This is a genomic window from Streptomyces thermodiastaticus (assembly GCF_014656135.1).
Taxonomy (GTDB): Bacteria; Actinomycetota; Actinomycetes; order Streptomycetales; family Streptomycetaceae; genus Streptomyces; species Streptomyces thermodiastaticus.
On sequence record NZ_BNBV01000010.1, the window covers coordinates 120,238 to 140,281 of the forward strand.

16 protein-coding genes are annotated in these 20,044 nt (G+C 72.6%); 1 reads left to right on the forward strand and 15 read right to left on the reverse strand.

The features are described 5' to 3' along the window. Positions 1–81: 81 nt before the first annotated feature. Positions 82–1,467 (forward strand): OFA family MFS transporter, encoded by a 1,386-nt coding sequence (locus IE286_RS12460; RefSeq protein ID WP_189796732.1) that lies wholly within the window; start codon positions 82–84, stop codon positions 1,465–1,467. 65 nt (positions 1,468–1,532) lie between these two features. On the opposite strand, the gene IE286_RS12465 is transcribed toward IE286_RS12460, so the two are convergent. From IE286_RS12465 to IE286_RS12535, 15 genes are all read right to left on the reverse strand, one after another. After that, a complete protein-coding gene (locus IE286_RS12465; RefSeq protein ID WP_189796733.1) occupies positions 1,533–2,684 on the reverse strand; it encodes a sugar phosphate isomerase/epimerase family protein in 1,152 nt (383 codons plus the stop codon). Continuing rightward, positions 2,681–4,090 carry an alkaline phosphatase family protein gene (locus IE286_RS12470; RefSeq protein ID WP_189796734.1) on the reverse strand — a complete coding sequence of 470 codons (1,410 nt, stop codon included), beginning with the start codon at positions 4,088–4,090 and terminating at the stop codon, positions 2,681–2,683. Before IE286_RS12470 ends, IE286_RS12465 begins: the two co-directional genes overlap by 4 nt. Continuing rightward, entirely contained in the window at positions 4,087–5,256 is a 1,170-nt protein-coding gene (gene eboE / locus IE286_RS12475; protein WP_189796735.1) for a metabolite traffic protein EboE, read from the reverse strand. The genes IE286_RS12470 and eboE overlap by 4 nt, the downstream gene beginning before the upstream one ends. A gap of 3 nt (positions 5,257–5,259) precedes the next feature. Then, entirely contained in the window at positions 5,260–6,108 is an 849-nt protein-coding gene (locus IE286_RS12480; protein WP_189796736.1) for a TatD family hydrolase, read from the reverse strand. Next, the gene (locus IE286_RS12485) at positions 6,108–6,824 is read right to left on the reverse strand and encodes an EboA domain-containing protein (RefSeq protein WP_189796737.1); all 717 of its coding nucleotides are present in this window, start codon (positions 6,822–6,824) and stop codon (positions 6,108–6,110) included. The genes IE286_RS12480 and IE286_RS12485 overlap by 1 nt, the downstream gene beginning before the upstream one ends. Then, on the reverse strand, positions 6,821–7,804 hold the full coding sequence (locus IE286_RS12490) for a sugar phosphate isomerase/epimerase family protein (RefSeq protein ID WP_189796738.1): 984 nt from the start codon (positions 7,802–7,804) through the stop codon (positions 6,821–6,823). Before IE286_RS12490 ends, IE286_RS12485 begins: the two co-directional genes overlap by 4 nt. Then, positions 7,801–8,697, reverse strand: coding sequence for an SCO3242 family prenyltransferase (locus tag IE286_RS12495; protein ID WP_189796777.1), 897 nt, complete (start codon positions 8,695–8,697; stop codon positions 7,801–7,803). The genes IE286_RS12490 and IE286_RS12495 overlap by 4 nt, the downstream gene beginning before the upstream one ends. A gap of 47 nt (positions 8,698–8,744) precedes the next feature. After that, complete coding sequence (locus tag IE286_RS12500) at positions 8,745–9,890, reverse strand: inositol-3-phosphate synthase (RefSeq protein WP_189796739.1); 1,146 nt, start codon at positions 9,888–9,890, stop codon at positions 8,745–8,747. Between the two features lie 106 nt (positions 9,891–9,996). Further along, positions 9,997–11,346 carry a ThuA domain-containing protein gene (locus IE286_RS12505; RefSeq protein WP_189796740.1) on the reverse strand — a complete coding sequence of 450 codons (1,350 nt, stop codon included), beginning with the start codon at positions 11,344–11,346 and terminating at the stop codon, positions 9,997–9,999. Positions 11,347–11,360: 14 nt separating this feature from the next. Beyond that, on the reverse strand, positions 11,361–13,877 hold the full coding sequence (locus IE286_RS12510) for a PQQ-dependent sugar dehydrogenase (protein WP_189796741.1): 2,517 nt from the start codon (positions 13,875–13,877) through the stop codon (positions 11,361–11,363). An 81-nt stretch (positions 13,878–13,958) separates the two neighbouring features. Continuing rightward, positions 13,959–14,957, reverse strand: a complete 999-nt coding sequence (locus IE286_RS12515; protein ID WP_189796742.1) for a sugar phosphate isomerase/epimerase family protein — start codon at positions 14,955–14,957, stop codon at positions 13,959–13,961. Between the two features lie 15 nt (positions 14,958–14,972). Beyond that, on the reverse strand, positions 14,973–16,190 hold the full coding sequence (locus IE286_RS12520) for a Gfo/Idh/MocA family protein (protein WP_189796743.1): 1,218 nt from the start codon (positions 16,188–16,190) through the stop codon (positions 14,973–14,975). Between the two features lie 91 nt (positions 16,191–16,281). Beyond that, complete coding sequence (locus IE286_RS12525) at positions 16,282–17,322, reverse strand: substrate-binding domain-containing protein (RefSeq protein ID WP_189796744.1); 1,041 nt, start codon at positions 17,320–17,322, stop codon at positions 16,282–16,284. Positions 17,323–17,339: 17 nt separating this feature from the next. Continuing rightward, a complete protein-coding gene (locus tag IE286_RS12530) occupies positions 17,340–18,359 on the reverse strand; it encodes an ABC transporter permease (protein ID WP_189796745.1) in 1,020 nt (339 codons plus the stop codon). Further along, entirely contained in the window at positions 18,356–19,900 is a 1,545-nt protein-coding gene (locus IE286_RS12535; protein ID WP_189796746.1) for a sugar ABC transporter ATP-binding protein, read from the reverse strand. Before IE286_RS12535 ends, IE286_RS12530 begins: the two co-directional genes overlap by 4 nt. Positions 19,901–20,044 lie beyond the last annotated feature (144 nt).

The following is a 20,044-nucleotide window of genomic DNA, read 5'->3' on the forward strand; positions in this document are numbered from 1 at the left end:
GCTCTTGTACGTGTCTCCGGTCCGGCCCCGTGCCCGGTGCACCTTTTCCATCCGCACCCCTTGGCGAGGAGATGGCCTCAGATGACGGCTGATCCGATGGCAACAAGGAACACGTCGGCCGATCCCGGCACGGCGAAGGGCACGTACCGTGAAGTGACCGATCCCCGGGGGCGGGTCTACCGCATCGGGGAGACGGACCGGGACATACTCGGCCATTCCCGCAAGCTGATGGTCTACCTCCCGTGGGTGGCGATGATGGCCATCAGTGTCTCCGAGTACGCCTACGGTTCCGCGGAGGACACCCTGTCCACGGCGCACGGGTGGACGCAGAGCAACACGTTCTGGATCCTCAGCGTCTGGGTGTTCTTCCAGGCGGGCATCGCCTTTCCGGCGGGCTGGCTGCGGGAGAGGGGGATCCTGACGGCGCGCCGGGCCATGTTCACGGGTGCGGCGATGTGCTTGCTGGGGTTCCTCGCCCTGTCGCACCTGGACAATGTGCTGCTCGCCATCGTCGGTTTCGGTGTGGTGGGCGGTGTCGGCTCCGGGCTGGTGTACGCGACGTGCATCAATATGGTCGGCAAGTGGTTTCCGGAGCGGCGGGGCGCGAAGACCGGGTTCGTCAACGGCGGTTTCGCCTACGGCTCGCTGCCGTTCATCTTCATCTTCAACTACGCCTTCGACACCGGCAACTACGACGAGGTGCTGGACCTGATCGGCGTGTATGTGCTGATCGTGGTGGTGGTGTGCGCGTTCTTCTTCAAGGACCCGCCGAAGAACTGGTGGCCGGCGGACATCGACCCGCTGTCGTACTCCGGCAACAAGCGCAGCGCGGCGAGCCTGGCCAAGAATCCGCCGGCGGTGCGGCAGTACACACCCAAGGAGGCGATCAGGACCGGCATGCTGCCGCTGATGTGGGTCGCCGTCGTGATGACGGCGGGTGTGTCGATCTTCGGTATCTCCTTCCAGGTGGACTACGCCAAGGAGATCGGCTTCGGTCCGCTGGTCGCGGCCTCGTCGATGGGCATCATGGCGGTGGTCAACGGCGTCGGGCGGGCCGTGGTGGGCTGGCTGTCGGACCTGTGGGGCCGCAAGACCGCGCTGATCTTCGTCATCGTGGTGCTGGGCCTGGCCCAGTTCGGTGTCATCTGGGCCGGTGACATGAAGAACGAGTGGCTGTTCCTGTTCTTCGCGTTCCTGTCCGGCTTCGGCGGCGGGGCGTTCTACCCGATGTTCGCGGCTCTGACCCCGGACTACTTCGGCGAGAACTACAACGCCACCAACTACGGCCTGGTCTACAGCGGCAAGCTGGTCAGCGGCCTGTTCGGCGGCGGTCTCGGCTCGATGGTGGTGGGCGCCTGGGGCTACAACGGGGCCTACGCGCTGGCGGGCGGGATCTCGATGGTGGCGGCGGCGATCGCGCTGCTGCTGCGGCAGCCCGGCCGGAGCAGGAAGGCGGCGGCCGGCTGACACAGTCGGTGCCACGTGAGGGGGGGCCTGTCCGCGGGTGCGGGCAGGCCCCCCTCAGGTGTGCGTTACGTGCGGCGGCGCAGGGCGGCCAGGTTGCGGTAGCCGATCCGCGCGTACTCCAGGGACTGGCCCAGGTCGGTGCTGCTGGGCGCGTTGTCCTGCTCGACCATCGGGTTGTGGTAGGTGCGGTGGCCGACGCGGGTGAAGAACGTCGTGTAGTCGATCACGCCGGTGCCGAACGGGACCATCTCGTAGCCCTGCCCGTTGGTGGTGTCGACCACGCCGTCCTTGGCGTGGAAGAGCGGGTAGCGCTTGTTGTGGCGGGCGACCAGACCCGCCGGGTCGAAGACGTTCTCCCGCACGGAGCCGTCGTGGGCGGTGTAGGTGCGGAACTTGTACTGGGCCACGTGCGCCCAGTAGATGTCCATCTCCAGCCAGACCAGTTCGGGGTCGGTGACGGTGAGGAAGTACTCGAGTCTGCGGATGCCGGAGCTGCGGGTGGGCCGGCCCCGGTCGTCCAGCGGGCCGCCGTCGAGCAGGAAGCTGTAGGCGGCGTCGTGGTTGTGGGTGTACAGCTTGATGCCGGCGCGGCGGGCGATCTCACCGAGGGTGTTCCACTTGTCGGCGGCCACGTCCCAGTCGCTGCGGTAGGGGCTGTCGGTGGGGTCGGCACCGGTGCCCATGTGGTCCATGCCGAGGATGTTCGCGATCTCCAGGTGTTTCTTGAAGGTGTCGAGGTCCTGTCCGGTCAGCGGCCAGGACGGCGGGATGAAGCCGTGGTTGCCCTGGGCGCGCAGCCCGCTGTCGTCCAGCCAGCGGCGCAGCAGCCTGGCGCCCTTGACGTTCTCCAGGTCGGCGCCGCCGGGCGCGTTGGGGTGCTGGGCGTAGCCGGCAAACTCCACCTGCCGGTAGCCGAACCGGGCCAGCTGCTCGAACACGGCGCGGAAGCCGGAGGGCAGCGGGGTGGACAGCGGGTCGCGTCCGGTGGCGTCGCGGACGGTGTAGAGGATGATGCCGCGCTTGTCGGCGGGGACGAGGACCTTCCCCTTTCCGTGGGTGGTGGAGGAGGGTGCGGCGTGCACGGGGCTCGCGCCGAAGACGGGGGCGGCGATCGCACCGGCGGCGGCCGCGGTGCAGGTGCTCAGGAAGCGGCGGCGGTCGATGCCGAGGCTGCGGCGCAGCCGCTCGTCGTGGTCGGTGCCGTGGAAGTCGTTCACGGTGTCCTCTCTCCTGATGTGGCGTCGGGTGTGCCGAGACCGGCGAGACGGAGCAGCAGTGACTTCACGTCGGTGGCCGCGATCCGGTCACCGACGGCGTGGGGGGTGGAGCTGATGAGGAGCGGGCCGTCGTCGTCGCTCGCGGGCAGGCGGCCGTGGCTGCCACGCACCGGGGACGGGTCCAGCGGGACGACCGCCATGCGGTAGCGCAGCCCGAGTTTCTTGCGGACCAGGGCCGAGGCCGCGCGGAGCTTGACGTAGGGGTCGAGCGGGTCCATGAACAGCTCGGCCGGGTCGTAACCGGGTTTGCGGTGGATCTCCACCATGCGGGCGAAGTCGGGGGCGCGGGCGTCGTCGAGCCAGTAGTAGTAGGTGAACCAGGCGTCCGGTTCGGCGACGGCGACCAGGTCGCCCGAGCGCGGGTGGTCGAGGTGGTGGGCCTTCTTGCCGGTGTCGTCGAGGAGCCGGTCGATGCCGGGCAGGCCGTCGAGGGCGTCCCGGGCCGCGTCCAGATCCTGCGGGCGGCGCACGTACACGTGGGCGATCTGGTGGTCGGCGACGGCGAAGGCACGCGAGGTGGTGGGGTCCAGGTACTCCATGCCGTCCTGGGTGTGCACCTGGAGCAGGCCGGCGCGGCGCAGGGCGCGGTTGATGTCGACGGGCCGGTCGGCGCGGGTGATGCCGTACTCCGACAGGGCGACGACGGTGCGGCCCTCGGCGCGGGCGTCGTCCAGCAGCGGGGCGAGGACGGCGTCCAGGTCGGCGGCGGCGCGGTGCGAGCGGGGGTCGTCGGGGCCGTAGCGCTGCAGGTCGTAGTCGAGGTGGGGCAGGTAGGCCAGGGTCAGGTCGGGGTCGCGGGTGGCGAGCACATGGCGGGTGGCGTCGGTGATCCACTGCGAGGAGGCGATCCCGGCACCCGGACCCCAGTAGCTGAACAGCGGGAACGTGCCGAAGCGCGCGGTGAGTTCGTCGTGCAGGGCCGGGGGCCGGGTGTAGCAGTCGGGTTCCTTGCGGCCGTCGGCGTGGTAGACGGGCCGGGGGGTGACCGTCCAGTCGGTGTCGGCGCCCATGGCGTACCACCAGCAGATGTTGGCGACCGTGTAGCCGGGGTGGGCGCGGCGGGCGGCGTCCCAGATCTTGTCGCCGGCGACGAGCCGGTTGTGCTGCCGCCACAGCAGCGCCTCGCCGAGGTCGCGGAAGTACCAGCCGTTGCCGACGATGCCGTGTTCGGCGGGGGTGGTGCCGGTGAGGAAGGTGGACTGCACCGAGCAGGTCACCGCGGGCAGCACGGGGTCGAGCGGGGCCTGCGAGCCGGACGCGGCGAGCGCGGCCATGCGGGGCATGTGCCGCAGCAGCCGCGGGGTGAGACCGACGACGTCGAGGACGAGCAGCGGGGTGGGGCTCATGGCAGTTCCTTCAGGCCGAGTCCGGTCACAAGGTCGCGGGCGAGGGTGAGTTCGGCGGCGATGCCGTCGGTGAGCTGGGTGCGGGCGCGGGGCCGCAGCGCGGGCGGGAGGGCCTGCCAGGTGTAGGTCTCCACCTCCAGGTGGTGGGTGAGCGGGTGTTCGCCGCCGACCAGCCGGGTCAGCGCGGCCCGCAGCACGGGCAGGGTGGAGGTGAGGGGCTGGGCGGGGTCGGCGTGCAGGGGGACGTGGAAGTGGGCGCGCCAGGGAGCGGTGTCCGGCAGGCGGGTGCCGGCGAGGGCCTGGCCGAGGTCGTCGGTGCCGGCGAGGCCGTCCGGGGTGAGGGTGCGGGTCTGGTGCAGGAAGCGGGGTTCGTCGAAGGCGGCGAGGGCCGCGCGGACCTCGGGGCGGTCGGGGTGCTCGGCGTGCAGGGCGGCCGACAGCTGGGCCTTGACGACGGGGATCGCGGCGTCGGTGAGGATGTCCAGCGCGGTGTCCGGGTCCTCGAAAGCGGTCGCCAGGTGGCAGGTGTCCAGGCACACGCCGATGCGGTCGTGGCCGATCGCGGTCAGCGGGGCGACGGCGTCGCGGGTGGTCTCCACCACGCAGCCGGGTTCGGGTTCCAGGCCGATGCGCACCGAACGGCCGGTGAGGTCCTGCAGCGCGTCGAGGCGCTCGCCGAGGGTGCGCAGCGCGGCGTACGCGGCGCGGGCGCGGTCGTCGTCGCAGGCGGTGCGCCAGGCCAGCGGCAGGGTGGAGACGGTGCCGTCGGTGACGTCGTCGGGCAGCAGGCCGGCCAGGACGCGGGCGAGGGAGGTGGTGTGTTCCAGGCGTTCGGGGTCGGCCCAGTCGGGCCGGTAGACGCGGTACTTGACCTCGCTGGCGCCGAAGCCCTGGTAGGGGAAGCCGTTGAGGGTGACGACCTCCAGGCCGCGCCGGTCGAGTGCGGCGCGCAAGGTGCGCAGCGCGGCCGGGTCGGCGGCCAGGGTGCGGGCGGCGTCGCGGGCGAGCCACAGGCCGATGCCGAGCCGGTCGCGGCCCAGGCGGCGGCGGACCGGCTCGCAGTGGTCGCGCAGCTGGGCCAGGACGCCGTCGAGGGTTTCCGCGGGGTGGACGTTGGTGCAGTAGGCGAGGTGGACGATCGAGCCGTCGGGGTGTCTGAACCGCATGGCTCACTCCCCGCCGCGCAGCACGGAGTTGCCCTCGTGCGTGCCGCCCGGCGGGGTGACGTTCAGGTCCAGGCGTCCGCTCAGGCCGTAGAAGGCGACCGGGTTGCGCCACAGCACCAGGTCGACGGTGTCCTCGTCGAAGCCCTCGGCCAGCATCAGGTCGGCCACCTTGCGGGTCTTGAGCGGGTCGCTCCTGCCCCAGTCGGCGGCGGAGTTCACCAGCACCCGCTCGGGCCCGTAGACGCGCAGCAGGGCGACCATGCGGGCCTCGTCCATCTTGGTGTCGGGGTAGACGGAGAAACCGAGCCAGCAGCCGGAGTCCTTGGCTTCCTTGACGGTGGTCTCGTTGAGGTGGTCGACCAGGACGCGGTCCTCGGGCAGCGCGGACTCGCGGACCACGTCCAGGGTGCGGCGCAGCCCGGCGAGCTTGTCGCGGTGCGGGGTGTGCACCAGTGCGGGCAGGCCGTGGTCGGCGGCGAGCTGCAGCTGGGCGGCGAGCGCGGTGTCCTCGGCGGGGGTCATCGCGTCGTAGCCGATCTCGCCGACGGCGACGACCCGGTCCTTGACGAGGTAGCGGGGCAGTTCGTCGAGGACGGGCCGGCAGCGCGGGTCGTTGGCCTCCTTCGGGTTCAGTGCGAGCGTGCAGTGGTGGGCGATGCCGTACTGGGCGGCACGGAAGGGTTCCCAGCCCAGCAGGGAGTCGAAGTAGTCGTAGAAGGAGGCGGGCGAGGTGCGGGGCTGGCCGAGCCAGAACGCCGGCTCGACCAGGGCGCGCACCCCGGCGGCGTACATGGCCTCGTAGTCGTCGGTGGTCCTCGACGTCATGTGGATGTGGGGGTCGAAGATGCGCATCACGCCTCCTTGCCGTGGGGACGGGTGCCGTGGGCGCGGTCGGTGCCGTGCGGCGGGGTGGCGGTGGCCAGGGCCAGGACGCGCTGCAGGCCGTCCGGGACGCCGCGGCCGGCGGCGGTGCGTTCGGCGGCGTAGTCGCCGAGCATGCGGGCGAGTTCCGCATCGCCGGCGGCGCGGCGCTCCAGGCCGGCCACGGTGTCCACGGGCACCCCGGTGAACAGGCATTTGAGCACGGCGTGCCGCCAGGCGTGGGCGGGCAGGTGCCGGGCGGCGTACGGGCCGACGGCGGCGGCGAGCAGCCGGGTGTCGTTGGTGCGCAGGGCGTCCTCGACGAGCGGCAGGGCGTCGGGGCCGGTCACCAGGTGGGGCAGGGCGTGCAGCACGGCGCGGCGTTCGTCGGCGGTGCCGTGGCGGTAGACGCGGGTGAGGGCGTCGGTGCCGGCGCGGGCCGCGTGCAGGATCAGGACGCGGGCGGCGTCGGCGTGGTCGCTGCCCACGCGGCGGCCGGCCTCGGCCAGGCGCAGCTCCCACACCGGGATCGGCCGGTCTGCACCGTCGTCGCCGGCGGCCTCCTGGAGTGCCTGGTGCAGCCAGGCGCGGGCGGCGCCGTCCAGGTCCGCCTCCAGCCGGGTGCGTATGTCGTCGAGTGCGTCCGGCGCGGTGGCCGCCGGGGCGGTGCCGGAGGGGGAGGGGATGGTGTGCGGGGGGTGGATCATCGCGTGCTCCCTTCGCGGGGTTCGCGGGTGGCGGACGCGGTGGGGGGTGCGGGTGTGCCGGCGGGGGCGGAGGCGGAGGCGGCTGAGTGTGCCGGCGTGCCGGTGTGTGTGGGTGTGCCCTGTGCGGCGGCGCGCAGGAAGGGCAGAGAGTCGGCCGCGTACCGCGGGCCGGCGTGGGAGTGGCGGGGCAGTTCCACGACGGTCAGGCCCTGGTAGCCGGTGGCGGCGAGGGCCGCCAGCACGGGCGGGAAGTCGATCTCGCCCTCCCCGAAGGGCAGGTGCTCGTGGACGCCGCGGCGCATGTCCTCGATCTGCACATGTTTCAGCCAGGGTGCGGCCCGGCGCACGCAGTCGGCGGGCGGGAGCGGCTCCAGGCACTGGCAGTGACCGATGTCCAGGGTCAGGCCCAGCTGGTCCGGGTCGCCCAGGGTGCGGCGCAGCCGGTCGAAGTCGTCGAGGGTGGCCAGCAGGTGCCCGGGTTCGGGTTCCACGGCCAGCGGCACACCCGCGGCCGCGGCGGCCTGCAGGACCGGGGTCAGGGACTCGGCCAGCCGCTTCCAGGCGGTGTCCTCGTCGGTGCCGGGCGCAAGGACGCCACTGAAGCAGTGCACCGCGTGGGCTCCGAGGTCGGCGGCCACCTGGACGGCCCGCAGCAGCAGATCGACACGGCGGGCGCGGTCGTCGGGGTCGGCGTCCAGGAGGGTGGGGCCGTGTTTGCGGCGCGGGTCGAGCACATGGCGGGCGCCGGTCTCCACCGTCACCTGGAGTCCGAGGGCCTGGATGCGGTGCGCCACCCGGCGGGTGCGGGCCGCCAGGAGGGGGGCGAGCGGGTCCAGGTGCATGTGGTCGAGGGTCAGCCCCACGCCGTCGTAGCCCAGGTCGGCGAGCAGGGCGAGGGCGTCGTCCAGGCGGAGGTCGGCCAGGCCGTTGGTGCCGTAGCCGAACCGCAGGGGCGTGCCGCCCGTCTCGGGTGCGGTCATGTGACACTCACCTTCCTCGCGAATCTGCGGGCGAGCGGGGCCAGGGCCGCGGTGAACGCGGCGGTGGCCGGGGCTCCGGCGCGGGCGGCCAGCGCGGCCTGCAACGGGATCGTGGCGCGGATGCCGCCGCCCACGGCTCGCTGGGTGAGCGGCGGGGAGGGGTTGAGAGCGGCGTGCAGGCAGGGCCGGGCCCAGGTCGTGGTGTAGGCGGCGGCCAGCAGAGCGGGCAGAGAGCGCCGCACGGCAGGTGTACGGCGGCGTCCGGGGCGCGGGTGGCGGGTGAGCAGGCCACCGAGGGCGCCGGTGGCGGCCAGGGCCGCCAGGGGCGCGGCCGGGGAACCGCCTGTGGTCTCGTGGCGGGAGACCGCCGTGACGGCCAGGGTGTGGGCGCCGAGGAGGGCGGCCGAGGGCAGGGCGGCGCGGGCGCGGCCGGTGGTGGCGGCCGCGCCCAGCAGCAGGTCCAGGCCCCGGGCCGCCGCCATGGCGAACGGGCCGGCCGCCGTGTGTTTCAGGGCCAGGTCGTACGCCCACACGGTGGCCGCGAGCGAGGCCGCGACCGCCGAGGCAGGGCGGCCCGCGCGGCCTGCGAGGGCCACACCGGCCGCGGTGAGGGCCGCGGCCGCGGTGAGGGCCGCGGCGGGGCGGATACGGCCCGAGGGCAGCGGGCGGTGCGGGCGCTCCTCGGCGTCCTCGGCGCGGTCGGCCCAGTCGTTGAGGACCATGCCTGCCTCGTACAGGCAGGCGGAGGAGCACACGGCGAGCAGGGTGCGGGGTGTGAGGCGCCCGTGGGCGGCCGCGGCACCGGACAGGGTGTCGCCGGGGACGGTGAGCAGCGCGGGCAGCCGCAGCAGTTCGGCCCAGGCACGCGCAGCGCCGCCGCGCCCGGCCGGCATGTGGGTCTGCGGGCCGGCGGGCCGGGCGTGCGGCGTGCCGTCCGGCCTCACCGGTCCTCCCCCGCCGGTGTGCCGTCGGTGCGCAGCCGGGCCGCGAGACGGAGCAGTGCGGCGTACTGCTCCGTCAGGTCCGCGGGCCCGTCGCCCACCGGGTCCTTGAAGTAGAAGCCCAGGTCGCCGAGCGGGCCGGACAGGCCGGCCTCGTGGGCGCGGGCGGTGAGCCGCACCAGGTCCAGCACCAAGGGGGCGGCGAGCGCGGAGTCGCAGCCCTGCCAGATGGTCTGCAGCACCATGCGGGTGCCGAGGAAGCCGTCGAAGGCGATGTGGTCCCAGGCGGTCTTGAACTCGCCGAGCGCGGGGACGTCGTCGATGTGCACCTCGCCCTCGGGTGTGTGGCCGAGGGTTTCGGTCAGTACCCGTTCCTTGCCGGCGTTCTTGGCGGCTGCCGCGGCCGGGTCGGCGAGGGCGGCTCCGTCGCCGCCGCCCAGCAGGTTGGTGCCCGACCAGGCGCGGACGGCGAGGGCGCGCTGCCGGAACATCGGGCCGAGCACCGAACGCAGCAGGGTCTGCCCGGTCTTGCCGTCGCGGCCGGCGTACGGCAGGCCGCTCGCGGCGGCGAGCGGGGCCAGTGCCGGGTGGTGCAGGCCGGTGGACGGGGTGAAGTTGACGTAGGGGCAGCCGGCGCGCAGGGCGGCCGCCGCGTACAGCGAGCTGGGCGGCAGGCCGGTGCCGTGGGGCGCGGGTTCCGTGGACGCGACGTTGACCACCACGGTGCGGGCGGCGCCGGTGCGGCGGGTGAAGTCCTGGATGTCCGCGGCGAAGGCGGCGATCAGCTTCTCGGGTTCCCTGCGGTCGCCGGCGACGGGGCCGCCGGGCCGGATCTCCTTGTCGGCGGCGGCGAGTTCGGCGGCGACGGCGGTGGTCAGTCCGTGCGGGAGCACACCGGCGGCGGTCAGTGCCTCGGCGCGTTTGGGCAGCGGACAGTGTGCGGTGTCGTGCCCGCCGAAGACGAGCGAGGACAGCGCGGGCAGCCTGCTGCCGGAGAAGGCGGGCGTCTCGGTGAGCATGCCCGTGGGCGGGTGCAGCCCGGCGGCGAGGGCGGCGCACCCGGCGACGACGGTCGTGGCCACGGAGCCGCGTGCGCCGATCAGCCAGACGCCGACGGGAGCGCGGGGTGGGAGGGACGCGGACATGGGCAGCCTCCTGTCAGACGCGAAAGCCGGAGCAGAGACCCCGGAAGGAGCCGGAGGAGAAGGGGTGACGGCGGGCGGGGGTCCGGCGTCCCCCGCCCGCCGCCGCTCAGTGGCCCTGCGACGCGCCGGTCGCGGGCAGTTCCTTGATCCGGATGTTTCGGAAGGAGACCTGGTCGTCGGCCGAGTGGTTCTGGATGCCGATGTGGCCGTCGGTCAGGCTCCGGGCCGGATCGGTGTTGGTGAAATCGTTGATCAGGACGCCGTTGAGCCACACGCGCAGGCGTTCGCCCTCCACGCGGATCTCGTAGGTGTTCCACTCCCCCGGCGGGTTCAGCGCGCGGTCGCGCTTGGCCAGGTCGGCGGACTGGAAACCGTAGACGGAGCCCGTGGTCTTCTCGGGCACGTCGGTGGCGTCGATCTGGATCTCGTAACCGTTGTCGACGGCCGACCACGGGTCGTCGGAGGGCGGGAAGCCCACGAACACACCCGAGTTGTCGTCGCCGGCCGTCTTCCAGTCGAGCTTGAGCGAGTAGGAGGAGAAACCGGAGGCGGCGTACCAGAGCAGGCCCATGCCGCCTACGGAGGTGAGAGTGCCGTCCTCGGAGAGGGTGAAGGAGCCGGGTCCCGCCTGCTGCCAGCCGGCCAGCGAGGCGGCGGTGCCGTCGAAGAGGGCGCGGTAGCCGTTCTCCGGGCGGCAGTCCGCCTGCGCGTCGCCGATGGCGTACCGGATCCCGCCGAGCAGGTGTGCCCGGAAGGCGGGGTCGGCGTAGGACTCCTCCGTGTGGCCGAACCCGGTGTAGAAGGCGCGGCCGCCCTGGTAGTTCTGGCACCAGGCGATCGGGTGGTCGCCGTTCATGGTGCCGCCGGTGTACGAGGACTCGTCCAGCGAGGCCAGCACATGGGCGCGGGTGCGCGGGTTGGAGCGGTAGTTGTACCACTCGTCCGTGCGGTCCCAGGCGGACGGCAGGTGTGCGGTGGCCGGGTGGGCGCGGTCCTCGACGTCCACGCGGGCCTGCTGGATCTGCGGGTGCGACTGGAAATAGGCGCCGACGAGGCCGCCGTAGAACGCCCAGTCGTACTCGGTGTCGGCTGCGGCGTGGACGCCGACGTAGCCGCCGCCATGCCGGATGTAGTGCTCGAAGGCGCGTTGCTGGGCGGTGTCGAGGACGTCGCCCGTGGTGGACAGGAACACCACCGCCTGGTAGCGGCGCAGGTTCGCCGGGGTGAAGGCCTTCGCGTCCTCGGTGGCGTCGACGGTGAAGCCGCCCACGTCGCCGAGTTGTCTCACCGCGGCGATGCCGTCGGGGATCGAGTCGTGCCGGAAGCCGGCGGTCTTGGAGAACACCAGCACCCGCTTGCCGTCCGCCGGGTGGGCGGAGGCCGGGAGTGCGGCACCGCCGAGCAGCAGGGCCGCCGCGGCGGCCAGGGTGGCCGTGCGTCGGATCGAGCGCTTCACGGGTTCGCCTCCTCTCAGCCGGTGGTGAAGGTGAAGTCGTCCACGTCGAACAGGGCGTCGCCGCTGCCGCCCTTGAAGACGAGGTACAGCGTGGTGGTGCCCTTCGGGGCGCGGGACAGGGGGGCGGAGACGTCCTGGTAGGTGTCCCAGCCGCCGGTGGCCGGGACGGCCGCCTTGCCCAGCAGGGTGCCCTTCGCCGAGCCCGCGCGGACTTCGAGGGTGCCGCCCTGGCCGGCGGTGGACACCCGGGCGGTGATCTTCGTGGCGTTCTTCAGGACGTAGGGCGTGAAGGAGATCCAGTCGCCGTTGGAGATGTCACCGACGGTCTTGCCGCCGTGCGCGGCGCTCTGGTCGAGCACGGTCACTCCGGAGGAGTCGCCGAAGTGCTCGGCCTGGCGGTGCCGGGGCTGGGTGACATGGCTGGTGTGCGTGGTCAGCGGCGCCTGGCCGCCGCCTCCGTTGTCGGTGTACTGGGCGTCGAACACGCCGAAGATGTTGGCGTTCTCGTCGTGTCCGCCGTCGTTGCTGGTCTGGATGGTGCCGGAGCAGCCCTGGGCGGAGGTCAGCGGGTGGCCGTGGCTGTCGTGGCCGAGGACGAAGGTGACGGTGACCTTGGAGCAGTCGATGTTCTTTCCGTCCTCGGGGTCGGTGACCTTCACGGTGAACGGGACCGCGTCACCGAAGCTGAACAGCTGCCCGTCCTGCGGGAGTCGCAGGGTGACGGTGGGCGCGGTGTTGCCGACGACGACCTGGACGCTCGCGCTTCCGGTGCGCCCGGAGGAATCGGTGGCGGTCAGGGTCGCGGTGTAGGTGCCGTTCCTGCGGTACGTGTGCGTGGGGTTCGCGGCCGTGGAGGTGGTTCCGTCGCCGAAGTCCCAGCGGTAGGTGAGGGCGTCGCCGTCCTGGTCGCTGCTGCCGGCGGAGGAGAAGGCGACCTTCAGCGGCGCCTTGCCGCTGGTGCGGTCGGCGGCGGCCTGGGCGACCGGGGAGTGGCCGTCGGTGGCGTTCTCGATCCGGTACAGGGCGGAGTTGTCGTCACCGCCGAACCAGCCCAGGCCGTAGTCGAGGACGTACAGGGCGCCGTCCGGGCCGAACGCCATGTCCATCACCTGGGTGCCGGACCAGGGGAAGGGGTTGATGGACTGCACGGTGCCGTCGTCGTCGGTGACGATTCGCTTGATCCACTGCCGTCCGAACTCCCCGGCGAAGACGTTGCCGTCGTAGGAGGCGGGGAACTTGACCGGCGAGTCCAGGTCCGGGTCGTAGTGGTAGACCGGGCCGCCCATGGGGGACTCGGAGCCGTCGCCGAACTCGGGCACGGACGGGCCGTTGTAGGGGATCCAGGCGGGCTGGGCGGGCGGCAGGTCGGTCAGGCCGGTGTTGTGCGGGGAGTCGTTCTTCGGGGCGTCGCAGTCGAAGGGCTCACCGCTGGTTCCGGTCGCGAAGTCGTAGTCGACGTAGGCGTCGTTGGCGCCGGTGCAGTACGGCCAGCCGAAGTTGCCGGGGCCGGTGACGCGGGCGAACTCGACCTGCCCGGCCGGGCCGCGCTTCGGGTCGGCCGCGCCGGCGTCGGGGCCGTAGTCGCCGACGTAGAGGATGCCGGTCTCCTTGTCGACGCTGAACCGGAACGGGTTGCGGAAGCCCATCGCGTAGATCTCGGGACGGGTCTTCGGGGTGCCGGGCGGGAACAGGTTGCCGTCGGGGATGGAGTAGGAGCCGTCCTCGTTGACCTTGATCCGCAGGATCTTGCCGCGCAGGTCGTTGGTGTTGCCGGCGGTGCGCTGGGCGTCGAAGGCCGGGTTGCGGTCGCTGCGCTCGTCGATCGGGGTGAAGCCGTCCGACTGGAACGGGTTGGAGTCGTCGCCGGTCGACAGGTACAGGTTGCCGTCCGCGTCGAAGTCGATGTCGCCGCCGACGTGGCAGCAGATGCCGCGGGAGGTCGGGACGTCGAGGATCTTCTTCTCGCTGGCCAGGTCCAGGGTGCCGTCCGTCTTCAGTACGAAGCGGGACAGGCGGTTGACGCCGTCGAAGGGCGCGAAGTCCTCGGCGGTGCCGGTCTCGGGGGCGTCCCCGTCGGGCGTGTCCAGCGGCGGCGCGTAGTACAGGTAGATGTACCGGTTCGTGGCGAAGTCCGGGTCCACGCCGACGCCCTGCAGGCCTTCCTCGTCGTGGGAGTAGACGTCGAGCTTGCCGGCGACCTTTGTGTTGCCGGCCGCGTCGGTCAGGCGCAGGGTGCCGTCGCGCGATGTGTGCAGGACCGAGCGGTCCGGCAGCACGGCCAGCGACATGGGTTCGCCGACCTCCGCGGCGCCCTTGGCGAGGGTGACCTGCTGGAAGTCCTCGGCGGCCGCGGTCGCGGCGGTGCCGGAGGTGTTGGAGGTGCCGGAAGCGCCGGCCTGCGGGGCGGTCAGCGTCAGGGTGGTGCCGGCCAGCAGTGCGGCACTGGCCAGGGCGAGCGCGGTGCGCAGGGGTGTGCGGCGCCGGCGGCCGCCGGGTATGCCGGTTCTGGTGGTGCGGTCTGTCCCGTGCACGTGTGCCTCCCAGGGCGGGGGTTGTCGTACGGGCGGGTGCTTGCGCCGGGATGCGCCGTCATCCCGGAGACGGTGGGAAGGTCAGTTGCCGAAGGCCGCGTCGAACGAGGCCGACGGCGGGTCGAAGTCGTAGGCCTTCAGGCGCCGCAGTGCCTCGGGGGCGCCCTGCAGCCGGTCCATGCCCGCGTCCTCCCACTCCACGGACACCGGGCCTCGGTAGTCGATGGAGCGCAGCATGCGGAACACGTCCTCCCAGGGGACGTCGCCGTGCCCGGCGGAGACGAAGTCCCAGCCGCGGCGGGGGTCGCCCCAGGGCAGGTGGGAGCCGAGCCGACCGTTGCGGCCGTCCAGCCGCTTGCGGGCCTCCTTGCAGTCCACGTGGTAGATCCGGTCGCGGAAGTCCCACAGGAAACCGACCGGGTCGAGGTCCTGCCACACGAAGTGGGAGGGGTCGAAGTTCAGGCCGAACGCGGGCCTGTGGTCCACCGCGTCCAGGGCGCGGTGGGTGGTCCAGTAGTCGTAGGCGATCTCGCTGGGGTGGACCTCGTGGGCGAAGCGCACACCTTCGGCGTCGAAGACGTCGAGAATGGGGTTCCAGCGGGCGGCGAAGTCCTCGTAGCCGCGGTCGATCATCCGCTCGGGGACCGGCGGGAACATGGCGACGAGGTGCCAGATCGCGGAGCCGGTGAAGCCGATGACGGTGTCGACGCCGAACGCGGCGGCGGCCCGTGCGGTGTCCTTCATCCGGGCGGCGGCCCGCTGCCGCACGCCCTCGGGGTCGCCGTCGCCCCACACGTCCGCGGGCAGGATCCCCTGGTGGCGTTCGTCGATGACGGCGTCGCAGACCGCCTGCCCGACCAGGTGGTTCGAGATCGCCCAGCACTTCAGGCCGTACGTGTCCAGCAGCTCGTGGCGCGAGGCGAGGTAGGCCGGGTCCGCGAGGGCCTTGTCCACCTCGAAGTGGTCGCCCCAGCAGGCGAGTTCGAGGCCGTCGTAGCCGAAGTCGCGGGCCAGCCGGCACACCTCTTCCAGGGGCAGGTCGGCCCACTGGCCGGTGAACAGCGTGAACGGGCGCGGCATGGGTGTGTTCCTCCTTCAGGCGGCGACGGGCGTGTACAGGGAGTTCCTCGCGGCGCTCTCCTCCACGGCCGCGAGCACCCGCTGCACCTGCAGCCCGTCCGCGAAGGACGGTTCGGGCCGGGTGCCCTCGGCGACGGCGTGGACGAGGTCGCGGGCCTGGTGGACGAAGGTGTGCTCGTATCCGAGGCCGTGGCCGGGCGGCCACCAGGCGTGCAGGTAGGGGTGGTCGGGTTCGGTGACCAGGATGCGGCGGAATCCGGCGCCGCCGGCGGGCTCGGTACCGTCGTGGTACCACAGCTCGTTGAGGCGTTCCAGGTCGAAGGCGAGCGAGCCGCGGTCGCCGTTGAGTTCGATGCGCAGCGCGTTCTTGCGGCCGGTGGCGTAGCGGGTGGCCTCGAAACAGGCCAGCGCGCCGGAGGTGAAGCGGCCGGTGAACAGCGCGGCGTCGTCGACGGTGACCTGCCCGGTGGCGGGCGCGGATCCCGCGGGCTGTGCGGACAGGCCGCTGGTGGCGCCGGCCGGCAGGGGCCGCTGCCGCACGAAGGTCTCGGTGAGCGCGGACACCCCGGCCAGGTGTTCGCCCGCGAGGTGCTGGGCGAGGTCCACGATGTGCGCGCCGAGGTCGCCGAGCGAGCCGGACCCGGCGCGTTCCCTGCGCAGCCGCCAGGTCAGCGGGAACTCCGGGTCGACCAGCCAGTCCTGCAGATACGACACCCGCACGTGCCGCAGGGTGCCGAGCCGGCCCTCGGCGATCATGCGCCGGGCCAGCGCGGTGGCGGGCACCCTGCGGTAGTTGAAACCGACCATCGCGACCTGGCCGCGCTCGGCGGCGTCCTCGGCGGCCTGCGCCATCGCCTCGGCCTCGGCGACGGTGTTCGCCAGCGGTTTCTCGCACAGCACGTGTTTGCCGGCGGCGAGCGCGGCCAGCGCGATCTCGGCGTGACTGTCGCCGGGGGTGCAGATGTCCACCAGGTCGATGTCGTCCCGGGCGACCAGGGCGCGCCAGTCGGTCTCGGCACCGGCCCAGCCCAGCCGGTCGGCGGCGGTGCGCACCGCGTCCGCGTCGCGGCCGCAGATCGCGGTGAGCTCCGGGCGGAGGGGCAGGTCGAAGACGCGGCCCACGGTGCGCCAGCCCTGGGAGTGGGCGGCGCCCATGAAGGCGTATCCGACCATGCCGATGCGCAGCGGCGGCTTGTCGGCCTCGGCCGGGTCCGGGTGCTGCGGCTGTTCCATACGGGTGTCTCCTCGTTTGTGGATGGTGACGCCGTGGGGGGTGCCGGGTCCTCGGATGGCGGCGCCATGAGGGGTGGGGGGCCGGTGCGGGTCAGCGGAACCCGGTGGGCATGTAGGTGTCGACGTTGGTCTTGTCGACGACGGCCGAGTACAGCGTGATCGAGGCGGGGATCTCGAACTCGGCGAGCCCGCCGATGCCCTTGCCCTGGCCGAGGGCGCGGGCCAGGTCGATGGCGGAGGCCGCCATGGTCGGCGGGTAGAGCACGGTGGCCTTCAGCACGCTGTCGTCGCGTTTGATGGCCTGGAACGCGGACAGCGCGCCGGCGCCGCCGACCATCAGGAAGTCGTCGCGGCCCGCCTGTTCGATGGCGCGCAGCGCGCCCACGCCCTGGTCGTCGTCGTGGTTCCACAGCGCGTCGAACTCGGGCTGGGCCTGCAGCAGTTGGGCCATCTTGGCCTGGCCGGACTCGACGGTGAAGTCAGCGGCCTGGCGGGCCACCTTCTTGATGTTGGGGTAGTTCTTCAGGGCGTCGTCGAAACCCTGGGTGCGCTGCCGGGTCAGTTCCAGGTTGTCCAGTCCGGCCAGTTCGACGACGCGGGCGTTCGGCTTGTCCTTGAGTTTCTCGCCGATGTAGTGCCCGGCGTTCAGGCCCATGCCGTAGTTGTCGCCGCCGATCCAGCAGCGGTAGGCCTGCGGGGTGTTGAACACCCGGTCGAGGTTGACCACGGGGATGCCGGCGCGCATCGCCTTCAGGCCGACCTGGGTGAGCGCCTTGCCGTCGGCGGGCAGCACCACCAGCACGTCGACCTTCTTGTTGATCAGTGTCTCGATCTGGCCGATCTGGGTGGCGGTGTCGTTGGAGCCCTCGGTGATCTCCAGGGTGACGTCGGAGTACTTCTCGGCGCGGCTCTTGGCGTTGTCGTTGATGGCGTTGAGCCAGCCGTGGTCGGCCTGCGGGCCGGCGAAGCCGATGGTGACGTGTTTGCCGGGTGTGTCGGACGCGGCCGGCTGGGCGCTGCCGGCCTGCTTGCCGTCCGACGGTTCGTTGCTGGTGCACCCGGCGAGGAGGGCACCGGCGGAGACGGCGGCCGTCCCGAACAGCAGCCCTCTGCGGCTGGTCAGTGGTGACATGGTGGTGGACCCCTTCCTCAGGTGGTGCCGGCGGTACGGCGCTGGACCAGCACGGCGGCGACGATGATGGCGCCCTTGGCGATCTGCTGGGCGTCGGTCGGCAGGTTGTTCAGGGCGAAGATGTCGGTGATCGTGGTGAAGATCAGCACGCCCAGCACGGAGCCGGTGATGGTGCCGCGTCCGCCGCTGAGCAGCGTGCCGCCGATGATCGCGGCCGCGATGGCGTCGAGTTCGTACAGGTTGCCGTTGGTGTTCTGGCCGGAGCCGGACAGGACGATCAGCAGGAAGGCCGCGATGCCGCAGCACAGCCCGGACAGCAGGTACAGATACAGGCGCTGGCGGCGCACGTCGATGCCGGCGAGGCGGGCGGCCTCCGGGTTGCCGCCGACGGCGACGGTGCGGCGGCCGAAGGTGGTCCGGTTCAGCACCAGCCAGCCGATGACCGTGACGACCGCGAACACCAGCACCAGCGGCGGGATGCCGAGCACGTAGGAGTCGCGTTCGCCGAGGCGGAGGACGGAGTCGACGGTGACGACCTGGGTGCGGCCGCCGGTGATCCGCAGGGCCAGGCCGCGCGCCGAGGCCAGCATGGCGAGGGTTGCGATGAACGGCACCATGCCGCCGTAGGCGATGAGCACCCCGTTGACCAGGCCGCAGCCGAGGCCGACGAGCACCGAGGTGAGCAGGACGCCGCCGACGCCGTACTCCTGGGTGGCCACCGTGGTCGCCCACACCGAGGCCAGGGCGACGATCGCGCCGACGGACAGGTCGATGCCGCCGGCAGTGATCACGAAGGTCATGCCGACGGTGACGACCCCGATGACGGACGCCTGGGTGAGCACCAGTTGCAGGTTGCGGGTGTCGAGGAACTCGTCGGGTTTCGTCACGCCGCCGATGACGATCAGCGCGGCGAGCACCCCGAGCAGGGAGAGGGTGCGCACGTCGGCGCGGGCGGCCAGCGAGCGCCAGGCGGGCGGCCGGCCGGCGGTCGCGGTCTTGTCGGTGCCGCCCCGGGGCGGCGACACGGGCTGTGTCATGACGCCGGGCTCCCTTCACTGGCCACGGGGTGTGCGTTCATCACGAGGTCGAGCACCCGGTGCTCGTCGAGGTCGGTGGCGGGTGCGGTGTGCACGACGTGTCCCTCGCGCAGCACCAGCACCCGGTCGGCCAGGCCCAGCACCTCGGGCACCTCGCTGGAGACCAGCAGCACCGCGAGGCCCTCGTCGGCCAGCCGGCGGACGACCGCGTACAGTTCGGCCCGCGCGCCCACGTCGACGCCGCGGGTGGGTTCGTCCAGCAGCAGCACCTTGCAGCCGCGCAGCAGCCAGCGGGCCAGGACGGCTTTCTGCTGGTTGCCGCCGGACAGGGTGCGCACCGGCACGGAGGGGTCGTCGGGCCTCAGGGACAGCTCCCGCACGGCGGCTCGTGCCGCGCCGCGTTCGGCGCTCCGGTCGATCCAGCCGGCCCGCGCGAACCGGGACAGGGAGGAGACGGAGACGTTGCGGGTGACGGACTCCAGCATCAGCAGGGCCTGCGCCTTGCGTTCCTCCGGGGCGAGCCCGAGCCCGGCCCGCACGGCCGCGCGGACACTGCCGGGACGCACCGGGCGCCCGTCGACGAGGACCTGACCGGCCGTCGGCCGCCGCGCCCCGTAGATGGTCTCCAGGATCTCGGACCGTCCGGAACCGACGAGCCCGGCGAGCCCGACGATCTCCCCGGCCCGCACCTCGAGGTCCAGCGGCGCGAACTCGCCCGCGCGGGCCAGCCCGCGCACCTGGAGCACCGGGGGCCGCTCGGCGGCCGGGGCGGGCGCGGGCCGTTCGGGGAAGACGTACTCGACGGTGCGTCCCGTCATCAGCGCCACCAGGTCGCGGGTGGGGGTGGTCTTCGCCGGCAGGCCGCGGGCGACCGCCCGGCCGTCCTTGAGGACGGTGACCCGGTCGCCGATGCGGCGGATCTCCTCCAGCCGGTGGGAGATGTAGACGACGGCGACGCCGTCGGCGGTGAGCGAGGCGACGATACGGAAGAGGTTGTCGACCTCCTCCGGGTCGAGTGCGGCGGACGGCTCGTCCATGACGATGAGCCGCACGTCGTGGGAGAGCGCGCGGGCCATGGACACGATCTGCTGCTGCGCCGCGGACAGCCGGCCCACCGGGCGCGCCGGGTCGATCTCCGGGTGCCCGAGCCGGGCCAGCAGCTCGGCGGTGGCGGCACGGGCGGCACGGCGGCGGACGACGAACCCGGCCGCGGTGGGTTCGTGGCCCAGGTGCACGTTCTCGGCCACCGACAGGTGCCCCACCAGGTCGAGTTCCTGGTAGATGGTGGCGATGCCCAGGCGCATCGCGGCGATCGGCGAGCGCAGGACGACGGGGTCGCCGCGCCAGCGGACGGTGCCGGTGTCGGGCTGGTGGGCGCCGGCGAGGATCTTGATGAGGGTGGACTTGCCGGCCCCGTTCTGGCCGAGCAGGCAGTGCACCTCACCGGCCTGGACGTCGAGGTCGACACCGTCGAGCGCCCGGACGCCGGGGAAGGACTTGGTGATGCCGGACATGCTGAGCAGCGGTGGTTCGGGTGCCATGCGGTTCCCTCTGAGGCGTACGGCCGGTTTCCGGCAGGGCGGGGCTCGGTGCGGTGCGAGCGGTCACGGTGCTGGAGCGTGCGGGACCGAACGGGTGGAGCCGGGCGGTGCTGGAGCGTGCGGGACCGAACGGGTGGAGCCGGG

What these genes read in the sequence shown, in the direction of transcription:
- IE286_RS12480 (WP_189796736.1), bottom strand. Translation starts at nt 6,108, where the DNA reads ATGCGCATCTTCGACCCCCACATCCACATGACGTCGAGGACCACCGAC.
- IE286_RS12490 (WP_189796738.1), bottom strand. Translation starts at nt 7,804, where the DNA reads ATGACCGCACCCGAGACGGGCGGCACGCCCCTGCGGTTCGGCTACGGC.
- IE286_RS12495 (WP_189796777.1), bottom strand. Translation starts at nt 8,697, where the DNA reads ATGCCGGCCGGGCGCGGCGGCGCTGCGCGTGCCTGGGCCGAACTGCTG.
- IE286_RS12485 (WP_189796737.1), bottom strand. Translation starts at nt 6,824, where the DNA reads ATGATCCACCCCCCGCACACCATCCCCTCCCCCTCCGGCACCGCCCCG.
- IE286_RS12525 (WP_189796744.1), bottom strand. Translation starts at nt 17,322, where the DNA reads ATGTCACCACTGACCAGCCGCAGAGGGCTGCTGTTCGGGACGGCCGCC.
- IE286_RS12515 (WP_189796742.1), bottom strand. Translation starts at nt 14,957, where the DNA reads ATGCCGCGCCCGTTCACGCTGTTCACCGGCCAGTGGGCCGACCTGCCC.
- IE286_RS12500 (WP_189796739.1), bottom strand. Translation starts at nt 9,890, where the DNA reads ATGTCCGCGTCCCTCCCACCCCGCGCTCCCGTCGGCGTCTGGCTGATC.
- IE286_RS12535 (WP_189796746.1), bottom strand. Translation starts at nt 19,900, where the DNA reads ATGGCACCCGAACCACCGCTGCTCAGCATGTCCGGCATCACCAAGTCC.
- eboE (WP_189796735.1), bottom strand. Translation starts at nt 5,256, where the DNA reads ATGCGGTTCAGACACCCCGACGGCTCGATCGTCCACCTCGCCTACTGC.
- IE286_RS12470 (WP_189796734.1), bottom strand. Translation starts at nt 4,090, where the DNA reads ATGAGCCCCACCCCGCTGCTCGTCCTCGACGTCGTCGGTCTCACCCCG.
- IE286_RS12530 (WP_189796745.1), bottom strand. Translation starts at nt 18,359, where the DNA reads ATGACACAGCCCGTGTCGCCGCCCCGGGGCGGCACCGACAAGACCGCG.
- IE286_RS12520 (WP_189796743.1), bottom strand. Translation starts at nt 16,190, where the DNA reads ATGGAACAGCCGCAGCACCCGGACCCGGCCGAGGCCGACAAGCCGCCG.
- IE286_RS12460 (WP_189796732.1), top strand. Translation starts at nt 82, where the DNA reads ATGACGGCTGATCCGATGGCAACAAGGAACACGTCGGCCGATCCCGGC.